This window comes from Phreatobacter sp. (genome assembly GCF_016793595.1).
Classification (GTDB): Bacteria; Pseudomonadota; Alphaproteobacteria; order Rhizobiales; family Phreatobacteraceae; genus Phreatobacter.
This window is the reverse complement of record NZ_JAEULY010000003.1, coordinates 174442-191296: the sequence shown is the minus strand read 5'-3', so window position 1 is coordinate 191296 and position 16855 is coordinate 174442. Positions and strand designations below refer to the sequence as shown.

Sequence of the window (16855 nt, the reverse complement as noted above, 5' to 3'; positions counted from 1 at the left end):
TCGCCGGCCCCGTCATCTTTTGTGTGACGAGTTGTTCCAGCCTGTCGTTCTGGGTGCTGGGAGGCGGCCCGCCGCCCCCCGCGTGTCGGTTTGCGCTCAGCGCCGGTTCAGCGCTCGATGCCGGTTCAGCGCTCGATGCACATGGCGACACCCATGCCGCCGCCGATGCACAGCGTGGCGAGGCCCTTCTTGGCGTCGCGCTTCTGCATTTCGTGGATGAGGGTCACCAGAACGCGCGCGCCCGAGGCGCCGATGGGGTGGCCGATGGCGATGGCGCCGCCATTGACGTTCACCTTGTCGGTGTCCCAGCCCATGTCCTTGTTGACCGCGATGGCCTGCGCCGCGAAGGCCTCGTTGGCCTCGACGAGGTCGAGGTCGCGCGCCGACCAGCCGGCCTTTTCGAGCGCCTTGCGCGAGGCCGGGATCGGACCCGAGCCCATGATGGCGGGGTCGACGCCGGCGGTCGCCCAGGACTTGATGGTGGCGAGCGGCTTCAGGCCGCGCTTGTCGGCTTCCGCCTTGGTCATCAGCACCACGGCGGCCGCGCCGTCATTGATGCCCGAGGCGTTGGCGGCGGTCACCGTGCCGTCCTTCTTGAAGGCGGGCTTCAGCTTGGCCATGGCGTCCATGGTGGCGCCGTCGCGGATGTATTCATCGGTATCGACGACGATGTCGCCCTTGCGCGAGGCGATGGTCACGGGAACGATCTCGTCCTTGAACCGGCCGGACTTCTTCGCCGCCTCGGCCTTGTTCTGGGAGGCGACGGCGAACTTGTCCTGCTCTTCCTTGGTGATCTGCCACTTCTCGGCGACGTTCTCGGCGGTGATGCCCATGTGGTAGCCGTGGAAGGCGTCGATCAGGCCGTCCTTCAGCATGGAATCGACCATTTCAAGCGCGCCCATCTTGGTGCCGTTGCGCAGATGCGCGACGTGGGGGGCCTGGCTCATGCTCTCCTGGCCGCCGGCGACGATGATCTTGGCATCGCCGTTGGCGATCTGCTGGAGGCCGATGGCGACCGTGCGCAGGCCCGAGCCGCAGAGCTGGTTCAGCGCCCAGGCGGTCTTCTCGGCGGGGATGCCGGCCTTCATGGCGGCCTGACGGGCGGGGTTCTGACCCTCGCCGGCGGTGAGGATCTGGCCGAACACGACCTCGTCCACCTCGTCGGGCTTCACGTTGGCGCGCTCCAGCGCGGCCTTGATGGCGACGGCGCCGAGCTCGTGAGCCGGCAGGCTCGACAGCGCGCCGTTGAACGAACCGACGGGGGTGCGGGCGGCACCAACGATGACGATGTCCTCGGACATGCGTTTCCTCCAGTAAGTGGCCGCCGGGCCCGGCAGCGAGGGGTCCCGATGACCATGTCTACGGCATGGCGGGCCTGTCAACCGCGCCTAATTGCCAAGGAGCCGTGCGGGATGCGGCAGGGCGGCAGCGGCGCTGCACAAAACCGTGGCAGCGCGTGCAAAAAAAACCTATCGTGACGAAATCATGGCGTCAGCGGGCATGGCACCGCAGAACGAATGCCAGGGGGAAAGATGGCGAAGAGCGGTCCGGTCACCATCAAGAAATACGCCAACAGGCGTCTCTACAATACGGGAACCTCGACTTACGTGACGCTTGAGGACCTCGCCTCGATGGTGAAAGCCGGCGAGGACTTCCTCGTTTACGATGCGAAGACCGGCGAGGACATCACGCGGTCCGTGCTGACCCAGATCATCTTCGAGCAGGAGAACAAGGACGGGCAGAAGATGCTGCCGGTCTCGTTCCTGCGCCAGCTCATCCGGTTCTACGGCGACTCGATGCAGCTGCTGGTGCCGCGCTATCTGGAAATGTCCATCGATTCCCTGTCCAAGGAGCAGGACAAGCTGCGCCAGCAGCTCGCCTCCACCCTTGGCGTCAATCCGCTCACCGCGCCCTTCGAGCAGCATATCCGCCGCAACATGGAGATGTTCGAGCGGGCCTTCTCGATGTTCTCGCCGTTCGGCAAGCGCGAGGACGGCAGTCCGGCCGAGGCGCCCGCCGGTGAAGCCGCCCCCGAGCCGCCCGCGGCTGCTCCGGCGTCCGAAGCCAGTGACCTGGACGAGCTGAAGAACCAGCTCGCCGCGATGCAGAAGAAGATCGAAGGCCTGTCGCGGAAGTGACCGTCAGGCCCTGAGCGCGACGGGGTTCGCGGCCGCGAGCCACGGGCGGTCTTCGAGGGCCGCTCCGGTGTGGTCGCCCTGAAGATAGTCGCAGCCGAGCGCCGCCAGTTCGCGCGCGACCTCCTCGGTCGGCACCCATTCCGCGACGGTCGACAGGCCCATGTGCTGGGCAAGCCCGAGCAGCGTCCGGACGAAATGCCGGTCGTCCTCGCTGCGGTGATAGTTCTCGACGAAGGGGCCGTCGATCTTCACGCAGTCCACGCCAAGCCTGCGCAGGTTGCGGAACGAGGTGTAGCCGGCGCCGAAATCGTCGATGGCGACCCGGCAGCCGAGCCCCTGCACCTTGGCGACGAAGCGGCGGGTCTCGTCGACATCGGCGATGGCGGAGGTTTCGGTGATCTCGACGGTCAGCCGCCCGGCGGCGCCGGGATTGGCGCGCAGCTGCGCCTCCAGCGCCCTGATCCAGGCATGGTCCATGGTCGTCGCGGGCGAGACGTTGATCGACAGGCTCAGAGCGGGAGACCCGGCCAGTTCGGCAATGGCGAGTTCGAGGACGCGCGCGTCGATCAGCCTGACGAGGCCGAGCTTTTCCGCCAGCGGCACGATGGTCGAGGCTGGCAGCAGCGAACCGTCGGACCGGCGGATGCGCAGCAGGCATTCATAGGACGAGACGCGGCGGTCCGCTCCCGCCGAGACGATCGGCTGGAAGGCGAGGCCGACGCGCCGGTCGTTGAGCGCGGCGACGATCTCGTCGGTGACCCTGAGGTTCTCCCGGCGCTGCCGGTCGCGTTCGAGGTTCGGCACATAGGCCTGGAAGGCGCCGCGGCGGCGCGCCTTGACCCCGTCCAGCGCTTCCTGCGCGCGGCCCATCATGGCGGCGAGAGAGGAGGCATGGCGCGGCGCGATGACGCCGCCCATGGTGACGCTGACCGCGATCGGCCCCGCCCCGGTCATGAACACGTCGTCGCGAACCACCGCCAGGATCCGGTCGGCGGCCACCGCCATGTCCTCCGGCTGGCAATTGCGCATCAGGAGGCCGAACTTGTTGCCGGAGAGCCGGCCGAGCAGATCGCCGCCGCGCATGCGCGTGCGGATGCGCCGGCCGATCGCCGCGATGATCGCGTCGGCGATGTCGAAGCCGTAGGCATCGTTGACATGGGCGAGATTGTCGACTGCGGCGACGATGAAGCCGATGGAGCCGCGCACCTTGTGGGCGTCGTCCAGCGCTTCTTCCAGCACCTCGCAGAAGCGATGGCGCGAGAGCTGGCCGGTGAGCGGGTCGATCTCGCTCGCCTCGATCAGGCGGCGGCGGGTCTCGTAGCGGTCGGTGATGATGCGCACGGCGCCGTGGGCGCGCAGGGGCCGCCCGTCGGAGGACGCGAACCAGCGGCCGGTATCCTCGATCCAGTGGATGATGTCAGGCCGTGGGGAGACGGCATATTCGATCTCGTAGGCGACGCCGTCGCCGCGATCGACATGCGGCGAGTTGACCACCGCCTCATAGCGCCCGGAAGGGGACTCCGCAGCCAGAAGCTGCGCATAGGCGCGGCCGGTGCCGAAGCGGGCGAGATCCTCAACGCCGAACAGCGCCGCCGCGTTCGGGCTCCAGCTCAGGCGGTCCGAGGGCACCGCCCATTCGTATGTCGCCGTGCCGACGGAAGAGAGAATGGCGTCGGCCGCGCCGTCCGTCGCTGGCGCCGCGCCTGACACCGCCGTGCCGCCCGTCGAAGCCTCGCTGCTGCCCAATGCCATTGCCACCCCGATCGCCGCATTCATCAGACGGCAAAACGGTGAAGGAAACGTATCGTTACGTAAGCTTCGTGCAGGCAACACGCCGAATGCGGCGCGAAGAACGGCAAAACCGGGCAAGAGGCGCCCTTCTTGTGCCATTTCGATACGGGAATTAACCGGTCCGTAACTTGCCATTCACCGGTCGGGGGCGGATCATGTGTACCGCCCGGACGATCGGAGGCCGCAATGGTGACCGTCAACGGAGCAGGCAGGGCGTCGTCGGTTCGCTGGAGGCGCCGCTTCGCCGACCATCTCGGCAGCCGCCGGAGCCGCGCCGCTACCGACTGGCAGGGGCCGGCGGCGGATGCCCGCGTGGCCGTGATCGATGCCGTCGCGACGGAGGAGCCGCCCGCGCGGCAGGATCGCGGGCGCCGGCCGCAGGCCGCTTTCGTCGCCCAGCTTCTCGCCGCTCGCCTGGACATGCCCCAGTCGCGTGCGAACCGGCGGGCCGGTGCTGACGAGGCCGATGCGAGCTATCAGGCTTCCGATCCGGCGGCGCGCGGCACGCGCCGCGGCGCCATCCTGCGCCGCGACATCTGAGGACGCTGCCGCGAAACCCAGCCCCGCCGTGGCTCAGTAGCCCAGCGCCAGGCCGTCCTTGCGCGCATCCGAGCCGCCGACGAGGAAACCGGACTTCTCGATGCGGATCATCTGGCCGCCACCGATCGGTTTGGTGGTGACCTCGACGTCGTGGCCCATGGCGCGGACCTTGTCGATGGTCGCGGCCGGCCAGGTCGGCTCGATGGTGGTCTTTTCGCCCTCGAAGAAGGCGCGCGGCGAGTCGATGGCCGCCTGCGGATCCATGCCGTAATCGACCGTGTTCAAGGTGACGTGGGCATGGCCGGTCGACTGGTAGCTGCCGCCCATCACGCCGAACGAGCAGGTCACCTCGCCCTTCTCCAGCATCATCGCGGGGATGATCGTGTGCATCGGCCGCTTGCCCGGCCCGATGCAGTTCGGATGGCTGTCGTCGAGGTTGAAGCTGGAGCCGCGATTCTGCAGCAGGATGCCGGTTTCCGGTGTGCAGATCTTCGAGCCGAAATGGTGGAAGATCGAGTTGATGAACGACACCGCCATGCGGTCGCGATCGACGATGGTGCAGTAGATCGTGTTGGTGCCGGGCGGCGGCGGCATGAGGCGAGGGGTGCGCTTGCCGGGATCGATCATCGCCGCGAGTGTCCTGGCGAAGCTCTTGGACACCAGCTGGTCGACGGTGACCTTCATGTGCGCGGGGTCGGCGATATGCGTGTCGCGCAGCGAATAGGCGAGCCGCGACGCCTCGATGGTCAGATGCAAACGCTCTGGCGAGGTCGGGTCGAGACTGGCGATGTCGAACTGCTCGAGGATGTTGAGAATGATCAGCGCCGTGATGCCCTGGCCGTTCGGCGGCAGCTCGGCGACGCCGGTGCCCTTGTAATCGCCGATGACGGGCGTCTCGACCGTGCCGCGATGGGCGGCGAGATCGTCCAGCGTCAGAAGGCCGCCCTTGGCCTGCACCGTCCTGACGATGTCCTCGGCGACGCGGCCTTCGTAGAAGCCCTTGGCGCCGTGCCTGCCGATCTCCTCCAGCGTCGCGCCCAGCGCCGCGCTGGTCATGCGCTCGCCGGCGGCCGGCGCACGGCCATCGAGCAGGTAGTGGCGGGCAGCGCCCGCATCCTTCGCCAGCGCCGCGGCGTCGGGCGCCCAGTCGAAGGCGACGCGCGGCGTCACGGGCCAGCCTTCCTTGGCGTAGCGGATCGCCGCCTGCAGCACGCGGCCGAGATCGAAGCGGCCATGGGTCTTGAGGATGGTTTCCCATGCCTCGATGGCGCCGGGCACGGTGACGGCATGAACGCTGTCCGGAGCGACCGACGTGAGGCCCTGGTCGCGCAGGCGGGCGGCGGTGGCGGCCTTGGCCGCGCGACCGGAGCCGTTATAGCCCCAGATCGGCTTGCCGGGCTTCGAGATCAGCGTGAAGCAGTCGCCGCCGATGCCGGTCATGTGCGGCTCGACCACCGCCATCACGCCGACGGCCGCGATCGCGGCGTCCGCCGCCGTGCCGCCGGCCTTCAGGATGTCGATGGCCGCGGCGGTCGCCAGCGGGTGAGAGGTCGCCGCCATCGCTTCCGTGGCATAGGCGGGGGAACGGCCGGGGCGATGGAAGTCGCGCATCTGGAACGTCAATTCAATGTCCTCCCGGACCTTGGCCCGCCAGCCCGGCCGGCAGCCATGCTTCTCGATTGTGGCAGACCTAACACAAAGATGCCGGGCTTCGCCACGACGCGGCGGGACAGCGTTCCGTGCACCGGACGCAGGGCTTGGTCCATACCGGACCATGGTCCATGATCGCTACCCCGCCGAAGGTGACCCTCCCGGAGTTTTCATGACCGCACTGACCCTTGCCCAGGCCCGCACCATTGCCGATGCGGCCCTCGCCCATGGACGCGCCAACGGTTTCAAGCCGATAGGGGTGGTCGTCGTCGATGCGCGCGGCGCGGTGAAGATGACGGCTATCGAGGACGGCAACGCGCTGCTGCGTGCCGATATCGCCCACGGCAAGGCCTATGGCTGCGTCGCCGTCGGGGTTGGCGGGCGGACGCTCCAGAAGATGGCGGTCGACCGGCCGCATTTCATCACGGCCCTCGGCGGCCTGACGCGCGACCGCCTGACCCCGGTGCCGGGCGGCGTCCTGATCCGCGATGCCGCAGGCACGCTGCTCGGCGCGGTCGGCATTTCCGGCGATACGTCCGACAATGACGAGCTTGCCGCCGTCGCGGGCATCGAGGCTGCCGGACTGAAGGCCGATACCGGGGCCTGACAGGTCGCCGCGCGATGTAACTTTCCTCGTCATGGCCGGGCTTGTCCCGGCCATCCAGGCCGTGAACGCGGCGATGAAGGAAATTCGTGGATACCCGGCATGGCCAAGGCAAGGCCTTGGCGTTCAACTGGAAGAACGGCGGCCAACGGCCGCCTATGGCCGGGCATGACGTGGTGTGTCTGATCACTTCCTGCGCCGCTGCCGGAGCGGGGCCTTGCAACAGACAACAAAAAAGCCGGTCGCGAGACCGGCTTTCGTTCGTCTGCCCCGGCGCGAAGGCCAGGCAGGCGGAATCAGGCGTTGATCGACGTCAGTCGTTGGTCGACGTCTTGGGCTTCAGAATCTGCTTGCCGCGATACATGCCGGTCTTCAGGTCGACATGGTGCGGGCGGCGCAGGTTGCCGGAGTCCTTGTCCTCGACATAGGTCGGGGCCTTGAGGCCGTCATGCGAGCGGCGCATGCCCTGGCGCGAGGGCGAGGTCTTTCTTCTCGGAACGGCCATGGAACTCTCTTCTGGCGTGGCCGGGGACTGGGGTCCGCACGGCGGCGAAATCTCTGAGACGCGGGCCTATACACGCTTTTGGCGGGCCATGCCAGAGGCAATCTGGCGTCGGGTTTCTCAGCCCTTCCAGGCGAATTGCAGCAGCAGCGTGCGCTGGAGGAAGGAGAAGTTGTTGTCGGAGACGACGGTCAGGATCGTCTCGCCCTCGGCGTTCCGGTGGGTGGCGAGCCCTTCCATATTGTCGATCTGGCCGGTCATGTCCGCCGACATGACGATCGGGCCGTCCACCGTCGCGCCCGCCCGGATCGCCGCGAGATCGATGCGGCGGATGCGGAAGGCGACGCCGCGCCAGGCGGAGAACCAGCGCTCCAGCAGCAAAAGGTCGCCATTCGGGAGGAAGGCGAGGTCGGTGACGTCAAAATCGTTGGTGCGCTTGACGAAGACCTCGGCGGGATCGCCCCGGCCGATCAGGAAGGCGCGGATGTCGCCTGAGGCATTGAGGCCGCGCTCCGAGACGGCGAGCAGCGTTCCGGCCAGCGGCGAGGGGCGGGGCAGGATGCCGAGTGCCTCGATGCCCCGGTTCGACGGCAGGCGGTTATTGCCCATCGGCACGGGGATCGGCGCGCCGCGTGCATTGAGCCCGTCGCGGCCGAACGTGTCGAAACGGAAGATACGGTGGGTGCGCTCGACGCCGATCCAGGCCGTGCCGCCCTCGATCCAGAGCGATTCCGTATCCCAGTTGCCGGTGGACGCGAGCGGCCGGCCGTTGGGGCCGAGGATCGGCGCCATGCGCGCCTGCGACAGGCCGGACAGCTTCGCTCCTTCCGTGTCGACATGCGCGGTGAGCCACTGGCCCTTGTCGCTGATCGCGGTGAGCCTTTGGCCCGCCGCGTCCATGCGGATCGAGGAAAAGCCGCCAAAAGCGGCGTGATCCGACTGCAGTTCGAGCCCGCCGCGGAATTCGAGCTGGCCGAAGCGTGTCTTGCCGTTGTCGGACGGCATGAAGGCATTGATCGGGAACGAGCGGACGACGATGTCGGCCGCCGCCGGCACGCCGCGCTGCTGCGCGACAGCCAGATGAGGCATAGCGCCCGCAGCGGCGAGGCCGCCCGCGAGGCCCAGCACCCTGCGTCGGTCCATCAGGCGACCTTGCGGCGGACCGGCTGCGGCGCGTGGCCACCCTCCGGCGCGTTCTCGTCGAACAGTTCCGCGAGCTTCTCGGTCATGGCTCCGCCGAGTTCCTCGGCATCCACGATGGTCACGGCGCGGCGGTAGTAGCGCGTCACGTCGTGGCCGATGCCGATGGCGATGAGTTCGACCGGCGAGCGGGTCTCGATCTCCTCGATGACCCAGCGCAGGTGCCGTTCCAGATAATTGCCGGGGTTCACCGACAGGGTGGAATCGTCGACCGGCGCGCCGTCCGAGATCATCATCAGGATCTTGCGCTGCTCGGAGCGGCCGAGCAGGCGCTTGTGCGCCCAGTCGAGCGCCTCGCCGTCGATGTTCTCCTTGAGCAGGCCCTCGCGCATCATCAGGCCGAGATTCTTGCGCGCGCGCCGCCAGGGCGCGTCCGCCGCCTTGTAGATGATGTGGCGGAGGTCATTGAGGCGGCCGGGATTGGCCGGCTTGCCGTTCTGCAGCCAGAATTCGCGGGCCTGCCCGCCCTTCCAGGCGCGCGTCGTGAAGCCGAGGATTTCGACCTTGACGCCGCAGCGCTCCAGCGTGCGTGCGAGAATGTCGGCGCAGGTGGCGGCGACCGTGATCGGCCGGCCGCGCATGGAGCCGGAATTGTCGAGCAGCAGCGTCACCACGGTATCGCGGAACTTGGTGTCGCTTTCCTGCTTGAAGGAGAGCGCCGCCATCGGGTCCATGATGACGCGCGGCAGGCGGGCGGGGTCGAGGATGCCCTCCTCGAGGTCGAAGTTCCACGAGCGGTTCTGCTGCGCCATCAGGCGGCGCTGGAGCCGGTTGGCGAGGCGCGCGACCACCGGGCCGAGATGGGCGAGCTGCTTGTCGAGATAGGCGCGCAGCCGGTCCAGTTCCTCGGCGTCGCAGAGGTCGGGCGCGTCGATGATCTCGTCGAACTTCGGCGTGAAGGGCTTGTAGTCCGGACCCTTGCGCTCGTTGCCCTGCGATTTCGGCCGCCACGGTTCGGAGGCGTCCTCGGCATCGCCGAGATCGTTCTCGTCGGGCAGTTCGGCGGTTTCCGCGTCGGAGGCTTCCTGAGCGCCGTCGGGCGACTCGTCGGCCATCTCCTCGGCGTCCTCCATCTGCATGCCTTCGGAGGATTCCTCGTCCTGGCTGTCCGGGCTCTCGCCGGATTCTGGGCTTTCCTGCTCCTGGCTGTCGGCGTCGTCCTGATTGTCCTCATCGTCCGAGCGGCCCTGCTCGTCGCCCATGTCGAGCGAGGTCAGGAGATCGCGCACGGCCTTGCCGAAGGCGCGCTGATCGTTTTCGAGTCCGACGAGATTCTCGAGATTCTTCCCCGCCTTGGCCTCGATCGTGTCGCGCCAGAGATCGACGATCCTGGCGGCCTCGGCCGGCGCCTTCTGGCCGGTCAGGCGCTCGCGCACCATCAGCGCGAGGGCGTCCTCGATCGGCGCATCGGCCTTGTCGGTGATGTCCTCGTATTTGCCCATGCGGTGGTAGTGGTCTTCCAGCCGGGCGGTGAGGTTCTTGGCGACGCCGGCCATGCGGTTCGAGCCGATGGCCTCGATGCGGGCATTCTCGACCGCCTCGAACACGGCGCGGGCCTGCTGGCCGTCCGGCAGAACGGAGCGGTGGATCTTGGCGTTGTGGACCGCGAGCCTGAGCGCCATGGCGTCGCCATGGCCGCGCACGATGGCGGCGTCGCGCGGCGCCAGTTTGCGCGGCGGCTCGGGCAGGCGCGCCTTGTCGCCGGCAAGGCCCGGCTTGTCCGCGGCATAGGTGACTTCGAGATCGCGCCGGGCGATGGCGCGCATGCAGGAGGCGACCGACCGCTTGAAGGGTTCGGTCGGGCTTTCCTTGGTATTCGGCTTGGCCTTGGAATTTGACGTCGTCATAGCGTCTTCTTGAACCGATGCCAGACCATTCCGGCCTGAGGGAAATCCGCGATCTGCCCGTAAGCCGAGTAGCCGTGCTTCCTGTAAAAATCGGGCGCCTGAAAGGAGAAAGTGTCCACCAGAAGCCCCATGGCGCCACGCTCCTTTGCTTCCAGCTCCGCCTTCTGAAGCAGCGAGGTGCCAAATCCTCGGCGGCGAAAACCCTCCTCGACCCAGAGGAGGGTCAGGTACATCCAGGCACCCACGCCCTCGACCATCACGCCGCCACGGGCAGCGCCCTCGTCCAACGCCGTGACGGCGAAGGACTTCGGTGTGCCCGCGTTCATATGCCTGCGGTTGAAATCCTCGAGCCCCGCCGCGATGAACTTCTTCGCGGCGCCGTAGGTTGGCTCGACGCGAACCTCAACCATGGCGCCCCGATCAGCTCAGCGCCACGTTGACGGCGCTCTCCGGCAGTTCCTGCCCGAAGCAGCGCTGGTAGAACTCGGCGACCAGCGTCCGCTCCAGTTCGTCGCACTTGTTCAGGAAGGTGAGGCGGAAGGCGAAGCCGATATCCTTGAAGATGTCGGCGTTCTCGGCCCAGGTCAGCACCGTGCGCGGCGACATGACGGTCGACAGGTCGCCGTTCATGAAGGCGTTGCGGGTGAGGTCCGCCACGCGCACCATCTTGTTGACCTGGTCGCGGCCCTCGGCCGTCTTGGCGAAGTTCTTCGCCTTGGCGAGGATGATGCCGACCTCGTTGTCGTGCGGCAGATAGTTCAGCGTGGTGACGATGGACCAGCGGTCCATCTGCGCCTGGTTGATCTGCTGCGTGCCGTGATAGAGGCCGGTCGTGTCGCCGAGGCCGACCGTGTTGGCGGTCGCGAACAGGCGGAAGGCGGCATGCGGGCGGATCACGCGGCTCTGGTCGAGCAGCGTGAGGCGGCCGGAGGATTCCAGTACGCGCTGGATGACGAACATCACGTCCGGGCGGCCGGCGTCATATTCGTCGAAGCAGAGCGCGACATTGTGCTGATAGGCCCAGGGCAGGATGCCGTCGCGGAACTCGGTGACCTGCTTGCCGTCCTTCAGCACGATCGCGTCCTTGCCGACGAGATCGATACGCGAGACGTGGCTGTCGAGGTTGACGCGGATGCACGGCCAGTTGAGGCGCGCGGCGACCTGCTCGATATGGGTCGACTTGCCGGTGCCGTGATAGCCGGAGACCATCACGCGACGGTTGAAGGCGAAGCCGGCGAGGATCGCCAGCGTCGTCGCCTTGTCGAACAGGTAGTCCGAATCGAGGTCGGGCACATGGTCGCCGCCTTGGGAATAGGCCGGGACGGTCATGTCCGAATCGATTCCGAACACCTTGCGCACGGAAAGGGTGGTATCCGGGAGGCCGGACACTTTTTCAGCCTGCACTGTCACGAAAGAAACCTCCGATGCCGCGACGGGCGCGGCGAGCCACGTCTTGATGTGATCGAAGCAACCTTACCAGATCGCAGCGCGCGCCCGGAAGGGTGCCCTTTGCGGGAAAGCCATTCGCTTTTCTGATGGGCGCGATCAGCGATACGGTCGTGTTGTCTCAGCAGAAGCCGACGGATTTCAGGTAGTTATAGGCCTGAATGATCTCGCGCAGCTTGTCCTCGCGCGAGCGGTCGCCGCCGTTGGCGTCGGGATGATGCCGCTTGGCGAGCTCCTTGAACCGCGCCTTGATCTCGACGGCGGTTGCATGGATGTCGAGATTCAGCGTGTCGAGCGCCTTGCGCTCGGCATTGCGGATCATCCGGCCCTCGGGCTCGGCCGCGCGCTCGCTCGCGTGCCGCCACTCGGCGCCCTCGAACATGCCGAAGGGATCGCGCGCCTTGCGCGGGTCGAAACGGGTTTCGGCGTGGGAGTCGGCGCCTTCGCGCCGGCCGTCTTTGTTCCAGGCGTTGACGCCCATGTTCCAGGTGGGACGGTGGCCGGTGATCGCATCTTTCTGATAGGCCGCGACCGCCGCGTCGTTCATGCCGGCGAAGTAATTGTAGCCCGCATTGTATTCGCGCACGTGGTCGAGGCAGAACCAGACGAACTGGCCCTCCCGATCGCGGCCGAGCGGCGCGCGATGGGTCGCCTCGCATTTGCAGCCCGCATGCGAGCACACGCGCACGCCCGGGCGCGCGGCGGCGCGGCGGTCGTCCTCGGGCTTGACGCGGATGCGATCGAAATAGGGCGAATGGGGCTTCATCGGTCGGGTTCGAATGGAGTCGGCAATTATGGGGGCCCGCGGTTAACGGGACAAGACGAAACGGTCGCTGCGGCGCTATTCGAGACCGAAGCGCAAGGCTGCCGCAGCGGCGATGGGCCCGAGCACGCAGGCGAACAGCGACAGGGCGAGCAGGACCACGAAGGGCTGGCCGAAGGGCAGCGGCCCGACCATGCCGGCGGTCGTCGCCGCGACACCGAAGATGAGCACTGGAATGGTCAGAGGCAAGACCAGGATCGCCATGAGCAGCCCGCCGCGCCGCAGGCTGACCGCCAGCGCCGCGCCGACCGCGCCGATGAGGCTGAGCGCCGGCGTGCCGACGGCGAGGGTCAGCGCCACGACGCCGAGCGCCTCGGGCGGCACATTGACGAGGAGGCCGAGCACGGGAGCGGCGATCACCAGCGGCAGGCCGGTGGCGATCCAGTGCGCCGTGGCCTTGGCGAGCACGACCAGCGGCAAGGGCGTCTGGCCCATCATCAGGAGGTCGAGCGAGCCGTCATCGGCATCGGCCTGGAACAACCGGTCGAGGCCAAGCAGGGTGGCGAGCAGCGCGCCGACCCACAGGATCGCGGGGCCGATGCGCGCCAGCAGATTCATGTCCGGCCCGACGCCGAAGGGAACGATGGTGACGACGGCGAGGAAAAAGACGATGCCGGTCATCGCTCCGCCGCCGACGCGGACGGCGAGCCTGATGTCGCGCAGGAACAGGGCCGCGAGCGGGCTGCTCACGGGGTGTCCCCGAGCGCGAGCTCGCGCGCGGCAATGCCGAGGGGCATGTGGGTGGCGGCCAGCAGCACGCCGCCGCCGCCGACATGCTCCGCCATGATGACGGCCAGCAGCTTCTGGCTTGCCGCGTCGAGCGCCGCGGTCGGCTCGTCCAGCAGCCAGAGCGGGCGCTTCACCGTGAGCAGCCGCGCGAGAGCCAGCCGCCGCCGCTGGCCGGCGGAGAGATAGCCCGCCGGCAGGTCGGCGAGATGGTCGAGGCCGAGGCGGGCGAGCGCGGGTCGCGCTTCGCCGTCCCCGCCGAGGAAGGCGGTCCAGAAATCGAGGTTCTCGGCGAGCGTCAGGGACGGCTTGAACGCGTCCTGATGGCCGCAATAATGCGCCTGCTCGCCGATTGTCGCTTCGGGATCGCCGCCCTCCAGCGCGACAGTCCCCTCATCGGCGGGCACCAGCCCTGCGACGAGACGCAGAAGGCTCGATTTGCCCGAGCCGTTCGGCCCCGTGACCTGAACAGCCTCGCCCCCGGAGGCGGCGAAGGACAGCCCATGGAACACGGTGCGGCCACCGCGCCGGCAGGTCAGGTCGGTGGCGACGAGGCGCAGCATGCGAGCTTCTTACGCGACGAAAGGGTGATCTGCGAAGGGGCCATAACGGGTTTCAGCCATATGGCGGGTTGATTGGAATCCCTCTATAACGCGCGCGATCGGCCGCCGCGCCTTCTGCGTCATTTGACTTCGCCCGCCTTGGGCGCGATGTCGGCCTCCGCTTTTCGAGGGGATCATCGCCACATGTCGGTCGACAGTTTCAAAGCCCGGAAGACACTGCAGGTCGGGGACAAGTCCTACGTCTATTTCAGCCTGATCGAGGCTGAAAAGAACGGCCTGAAGGGCATTTCGGCGCTTCCCTTCTCCATGAAGGTGTTGCTTGAGAACCTCCTGCGCGCCGAGGACGGCCGCTCGGTGACCAAGGCCGACATCGAGGGCGTCGCCGCCTGGCTGAACGACAAGGGCAAGGCCGGCAAGGAAATCGCCTTCCGTCCGGCCCGCGTGCTGATGCAGGACTTCACCGGCGTTCCCGCCGTCGTCGACCTCGCGGCCATGCGCGACGCGATGAAGGCGCTCGGCGGCGATCCCCAGAAGATCAACCCGCTGGTGCCGGTCGATCTCGTCATCGATCACTCGGTCATCGTCGACGAGTTCGGCACGCCGAAGGCCTTCAAGCAGAATGTCGACCTCGAATATGCCCGCAACGGCGAGCGCTACCGCTTCCTCAAGTGGGGCCAGCAGGCGTTCAAGAACTTCTCGGTGGTGCCGCCCGGCACCGGCATCTGCCACCAGGTGAACCTCGAATATCTCTCCCAGACGGTCTGGACCAAGGAAGAGGACGGCGAGACCATCGCCTATCCTGACACGCTGGTCGGCACCGACAGCCACACGACCATGGTCAACGGCCTCGCGGTGCTTGGCTGGGGCGTCGGCGGCATCGAGGCCGAGGCCGCCATGCTCGGCCAGCCGCAGTCCATGCTGCTGCCCGAAGTCATCGGCTTCCGCCTGACCGGCAAGCTGAAGGAAGGCGTCACCGCTACCGACCTCGTGCTGACCGTCACCCAGATGCTCCGCAAGAAGGGCGTCGTCGGCAAGTTCGTCGAGTTCTTCGGCGAGGGTCTCGGCAACATGACGCTGGCCGACCGCGCGACCATCGCCAATATGGGCCCGGAATACGGCGCCACCTGCGGCTTCTTCCCCGTCGACGGCGAGACGCTGAACTACCTGACGACGTCCGGCCGCAAGCCCGAGCGCATCGCGCTGGTGGAGGCCTATGCCAAGGCGCAGGGCATGTTCCGCCTGGAAGGCATGGCCGACCCGGTCTTCACCGACACGCTGGAGCTCGACCTCGGTCAGGTCGTGCCGTCCATGGCCGGCCCGAAGCGTCCCGAGGGCCGCGTCGCGCTGGAGGCCGTCGGCGCCGGCTTCGTCTCCGCCATGGAGACCGACTACAAGAAGTCCGCCGAGATCTCGCGCCGCGTCGCGGTCGAGGGCCGTGACTTCACCATCGGTCATGGCGACGTCGTCATCGCCGCCATCACCTCCTGCACCAACACGTCGAACCCGGCCGTGCTCTTCGCCGCTGGCCTGCTGGCGCGCAACGCGGTGGCCAAGGGCCTGAAGTCCAAGCCCTGGGTGAAGACCTCGCTCGCTCCCGGCTCGCAGGTCGTCGCCGAATATCTGGCCGAGTCCGGCCTGCAGTCCGATCTCGACAAGCTCGGCTTCAATCTCGTCGGCTTCGGCTGCACCACCTGCATCGGCAATTCCGGTCCGCTGCCGGCGGAGATCTCCAAGGCGATCAACGATTCCGGCCTGATCGCCGCCGCCGTGCTCTCCGGCAACCGCAATTTCGAGGGCCGCGTTTCCCCCGACGTGCAGGCGAACTACCTCGCTTCGCCGCCGCTGGTCGTCGCCCATGCGCTGGCCGGCACGGTCAATACCGACCTCACCAAGGAGCCGCTCGGCACGGGCTCGGACGGCAAGCCGGTCTATCTGCGCGACATCTGGCCGTCGTCGCAGGAGATCAACGCCTTCATCGCCAAGCATGTCACCAACAAGCTGTTCCAGTCCAAATACGCCGACGTGTTCAAGGGCGACGAGAACTGGGGCGCGGTGCAGGCTCCCTCGGGCCAGACCTATGCCTGGGACGATGGTTCGACCTATGTGCAGAACCCGCCCTATTTCGTCGGCATGGGCATGAAGCCGGGCGCGATCACCGACATCAAGGGTGCGCGTGTCCTCGCCCTCCTCGGCGACAAGATCACCACCGACCACATCTCGCCGGCCGGTTCGATCAAGGCCGCGAGCCCGGCGGGCAAGTACCTCATCGACAACCACGTCGAGGTCGCCGACTTCAACCAGTACGGCACGCGTCGCGGCAATCATGAGGTGATGATGCGCGGCACCTTCGCCAATATCCGCATCCGCAACCACATGATGGGCCCGAACGGCAAGGAAGGCGGCTTCACGATCCACTATCCCTCCAAGGAGGAGATGCCGATCTACGATGCCGCCATGAAGTACCGCGCCGAGAAGGTGCCGCTGGTGATCTTCGCCGGCGTCGAATACGGCAATGGCTCGTCGCGCGACTGGGCCGCCAAGGGCACCAACCTTCTCGGCGTGCGCGCGGTGATCGCCCAGTCCTTCGAGCGCATCCATCGCTCGAACCTGGTCGGCATGGGCGTCGTTCCCTTCACGCTGGAGGAAGGCACGACCTGGGCTTCGCTCGGCCTGAAGGGTGACGAGACCGTCGTCATCCAGGGTCTGGAGACGGTGAAGCCGCGCCAGAAGATGGAGGCCGAGGTGACCTTCGCCGACGGTACCGTCAAGAGGGTGCCGATCCTCTGCCGCATCGATACGCTGGACGAGATCGAGTACTTCAAGAATGGCGGCATCCTGCAGTACGTGCTGCGCGATCTCGCGGCCTGAGGCCCTGTTCCGGTCTTGCCGCGCGGCGTTGCATTCGCCGCGCGGAAGTCGCCCGGCCAGCGGGCAGGCACATGCGGGACCGCATTCTGCAATCGATTGAGTTTCACGCCGACTTGCGTGATTTTCACCCAACCGTGAGTAGCCTTGGCGGTTGCCG

The 16855-nt window shown here is 67.3% G+C and carries 15 protein-coding genes; 4 read left to right on the top strand and 11 right to left on the bottom strand.

The features are described from left to right. Window positions 1-125 precede the first annotated feature (125 nt). Window positions 126-1301 carry an acetyl-CoA C-acetyltransferase gene (locus JNK84_RS03770; protein WP_293420709.1) on the bottom strand — a complete coding sequence of 392 codons (1176 nt, stop codon included), beginning with the start codon at window positions 1299-1301 and terminating at the stop codon, window positions 126-128. Window positions 1302-1532: 231 nt separating this feature from the next. On the opposite strand from JNK84_RS03770, the gene phaR reads away from it, so the two are divergent. Beyond that, on the top strand, window positions 1533-2138 hold the full coding sequence (phaR, locus tag JNK84_RS03765) for a polyhydroxyalkanoate synthesis repressor PhaR (protein WP_293420707.1): 606 nt from the start codon (window positions 1533-1535) through the stop codon (window positions 2136-2138). 3 nt (window positions 2139-2141) lie between these two features. Here phaR and JNK84_RS03760 read toward each other — a convergent pair whose 3' ends face one another. Then, window positions 2142-3890 carry a phosphodiesterase gene (locus tag JNK84_RS03760; RefSeq protein ID WP_293420705.1) on the bottom strand — a complete coding sequence of 583 codons (1749 nt, stop codon included), beginning with the start codon at window positions 3888-3890 and terminating at the stop codon, window positions 2142-2144. Window positions 3891-4115: 225 nt separating this feature from the next. On the opposite strand from JNK84_RS03760, the gene JNK84_RS03755 reads away from it, so the two are divergent. Then, window positions 4116-4469, top strand: a complete 354-nt coding sequence (locus JNK84_RS03755) for a hypothetical protein (protein ID WP_293420703.1) — start codon at window positions 4116-4118, stop codon at window positions 4467-4469. Between the two features lie 33 nt (window positions 4470-4502). Here JNK84_RS03755 and ggt read toward each other — a convergent pair whose 3' ends face one another. Further along, entirely contained in the window at window positions 4503-6080 is a 1578-nt protein-coding gene (ggt, locus tag JNK84_RS03750) for a gamma-glutamyltransferase (RefSeq protein WP_293420801.1), read from the bottom strand. A 211-nt stretch (window positions 6081-6291) separates the two neighbouring features. On the opposite strand from ggt, the gene JNK84_RS03745 reads away from it, so the two are divergent. Then, entirely contained in the window at window positions 6292-6726 is a 435-nt protein-coding gene (locus tag JNK84_RS03745; protein ID WP_293420701.1) for a GlcG/HbpS family heme-binding protein, read from the top strand. A gap of 310 nt (window positions 6727-7036) precedes the next feature. Here JNK84_RS03745 and rpmF read toward each other — a convergent pair whose 3' ends face one another. The 8 genes from rpmF to ccmA all read right to left on the bottom strand — a co-directional run bounded on the left by rpmF (window position 7037) and on the right by ccmA (window position 13827). Then, window positions 7037-7228, bottom strand: coding sequence for a 50S ribosomal protein L32 (gene rpmF, locus JNK84_RS03740; RefSeq protein WP_293420699.1), 192 nt, complete (start codon window positions 7226-7228; stop codon window positions 7037-7039). A 117-nt stretch (window positions 7229-7345) separates the two neighbouring features. Next, window positions 7346-8368 carry an esterase-like activity of phytase family protein gene (locus tag JNK84_RS03735; RefSeq protein ID WP_293420697.1) on the bottom strand — a complete coding sequence of 341 codons (1023 nt, stop codon included), beginning with the start codon at window positions 8366-8368 and terminating at the stop codon, window positions 7346-7348. Then, the gene (gene cobT, locus JNK84_RS03730; protein WP_293420695.1) at window positions 8368-10272 is read right to left on the bottom strand and encodes a cobaltochelatase subunit CobT; all 1905 of its coding nucleotides are present in this window, start codon (window positions 10270-10272) and stop codon (window positions 8368-8370) included. Before cobT ends, JNK84_RS03735 begins: the two co-directional genes overlap by 1 nt. Beyond that, window positions 10269-10682 carry a GNAT family N-acetyltransferase gene (locus JNK84_RS03725; RefSeq protein WP_293420693.1) on the bottom strand — a complete coding sequence of 138 codons (414 nt, stop codon included), beginning with the start codon at window positions 10680-10682 and terminating at the stop codon, window positions 10269-10271. The genes cobT and JNK84_RS03725 overlap by 4 nt, the downstream gene beginning before the upstream one ends. 10 nt (window positions 10683-10692) lie before the next feature. Continuing rightward, on the bottom strand, window positions 10693-11682 hold the full coding sequence (cobS, locus tag JNK84_RS03720) for a cobaltochelatase subunit CobS (protein WP_293420691.1): 990 nt from the start codon (window positions 11680-11682) through the stop codon (window positions 10693-10695). A 157-nt stretch (window positions 11683-11839) separates the two neighbouring features. Then, entirely contained in the window at window positions 11840-12484 is a 645-nt protein-coding gene (locus JNK84_RS03715) for a J domain-containing protein (protein WP_293420689.1), read from the bottom strand. Window positions 12485-12559: 75 nt separating this feature from the next. Beyond that, window positions 12560-13231, bottom strand: a complete 672-nt coding sequence (gene ccmB / locus JNK84_RS03710; RefSeq protein ID WP_293420687.1) for a heme exporter protein CcmB — start codon at window positions 13229-13231, stop codon at window positions 12560-12562. After that, the gene (gene ccmA, locus JNK84_RS03705) at window positions 13228-13827 is read right to left on the bottom strand and encodes a heme ABC exporter ATP-binding protein CcmA (protein ID WP_441343201.1); all 600 of its coding nucleotides are present in this window, start codon (window positions 13825-13827) and stop codon (window positions 13228-13230) included. The genes ccmB and ccmA overlap by 4 nt, the downstream gene beginning before the upstream one ends. Before the next feature lie 186 nt (window positions 13828-14013). Between ccmA and acnA the strand changes: the two genes are divergently transcribed. Continuing rightward, window positions 14014-16698 carry an aconitate hydratase AcnA gene (acnA, locus tag JNK84_RS03700; protein ID WP_293420683.1) on the top strand — a complete coding sequence of 895 codons (2685 nt, stop codon included), beginning with the start codon at window positions 14014-14016 and terminating at the stop codon, window positions 16696-16698. The last annotated feature ends 157 nt before the right edge of the window (window positions 16699-16855 follow it).

Bases quoted from the DNA above. Each gene is read 5' to 3' on its own strand.
- JNK84_RS03715 (WP_293420689.1), bottom strand. From the start codon at position 12,484: ATGAAGCCCCATTCGCCCTATTTCGATCGCATCCGCGTCAAGCCCGAG.
- JNK84_RS03755 (WP_293420703.1), top strand. From the start codon at position 4,116: ATGGTGACCGTCAACGGAGCAGGCAGGGCGTCGTCGGTTCGCTGGAGG.
- JNK84_RS03760 (WP_293420705.1), bottom strand. From the start codon at position 3,890: ATGGCATTGGGCAGCAGCGAGGCTTCGACGGGCGGCACGGCGGTGTCA.
- JNK84_RS03725 (WP_293420693.1), bottom strand. From the start codon at position 10,682: ATGGTTGAGGTTCGCGTCGAGCCAACCTACGGCGCCGCGAAGAAGTTC.
- phaR (WP_293420707.1), top strand. From the start codon at position 1,533: ATGGCGAAGAGCGGTCCGGTCACCATCAAGAAATACGCCAACAGGCGT.
- acnA (WP_293420683.1), top strand. From the start codon at position 14,014: ATGTCGGTCGACAGTTTCAAAGCCCGGAAGACACTGCAGGTCGGGGAC.
- rpmF (WP_293420699.1), bottom strand. From the start codon at position 7,228: ATGGCCGTTCCGAGAAGAAAGACCTCGCCCTCGCGCCAGGGCATGCGC.
- JNK84_RS03735 (WP_293420697.1), bottom strand. From the start codon at position 8,368: ATGGACCGACGCAGGGTGCTGGGCCTCGCGGGCGGCCTCGCCGCTGCG.
- JNK84_RS03745 (WP_293420701.1), top strand. From the start codon at position 6,292: ATGACCGCACTGACCCTTGCCCAGGCCCGCACCATTGCCGATGCGGCC.
- cobT (WP_293420695.1), bottom strand. From the start codon at position 10,272: ATGACGACGTCAAATTCCAAGGCCAAGCCGAATACCAAGGAAAGCCCG.
- JNK84_RS03770 (WP_293420709.1), bottom strand. From the start codon at position 1,301: ATGTCCGAGGACATCGTCATCGTTGGTGCCGCCCGCACCCCCGTCGGT.
- ggt (WP_293420801.1), bottom strand. From the start codon at position 6,080: ATGCGCGACTTCCATCGCCCCGGCCGTTCCCCCGCCTATGCCACGGAA.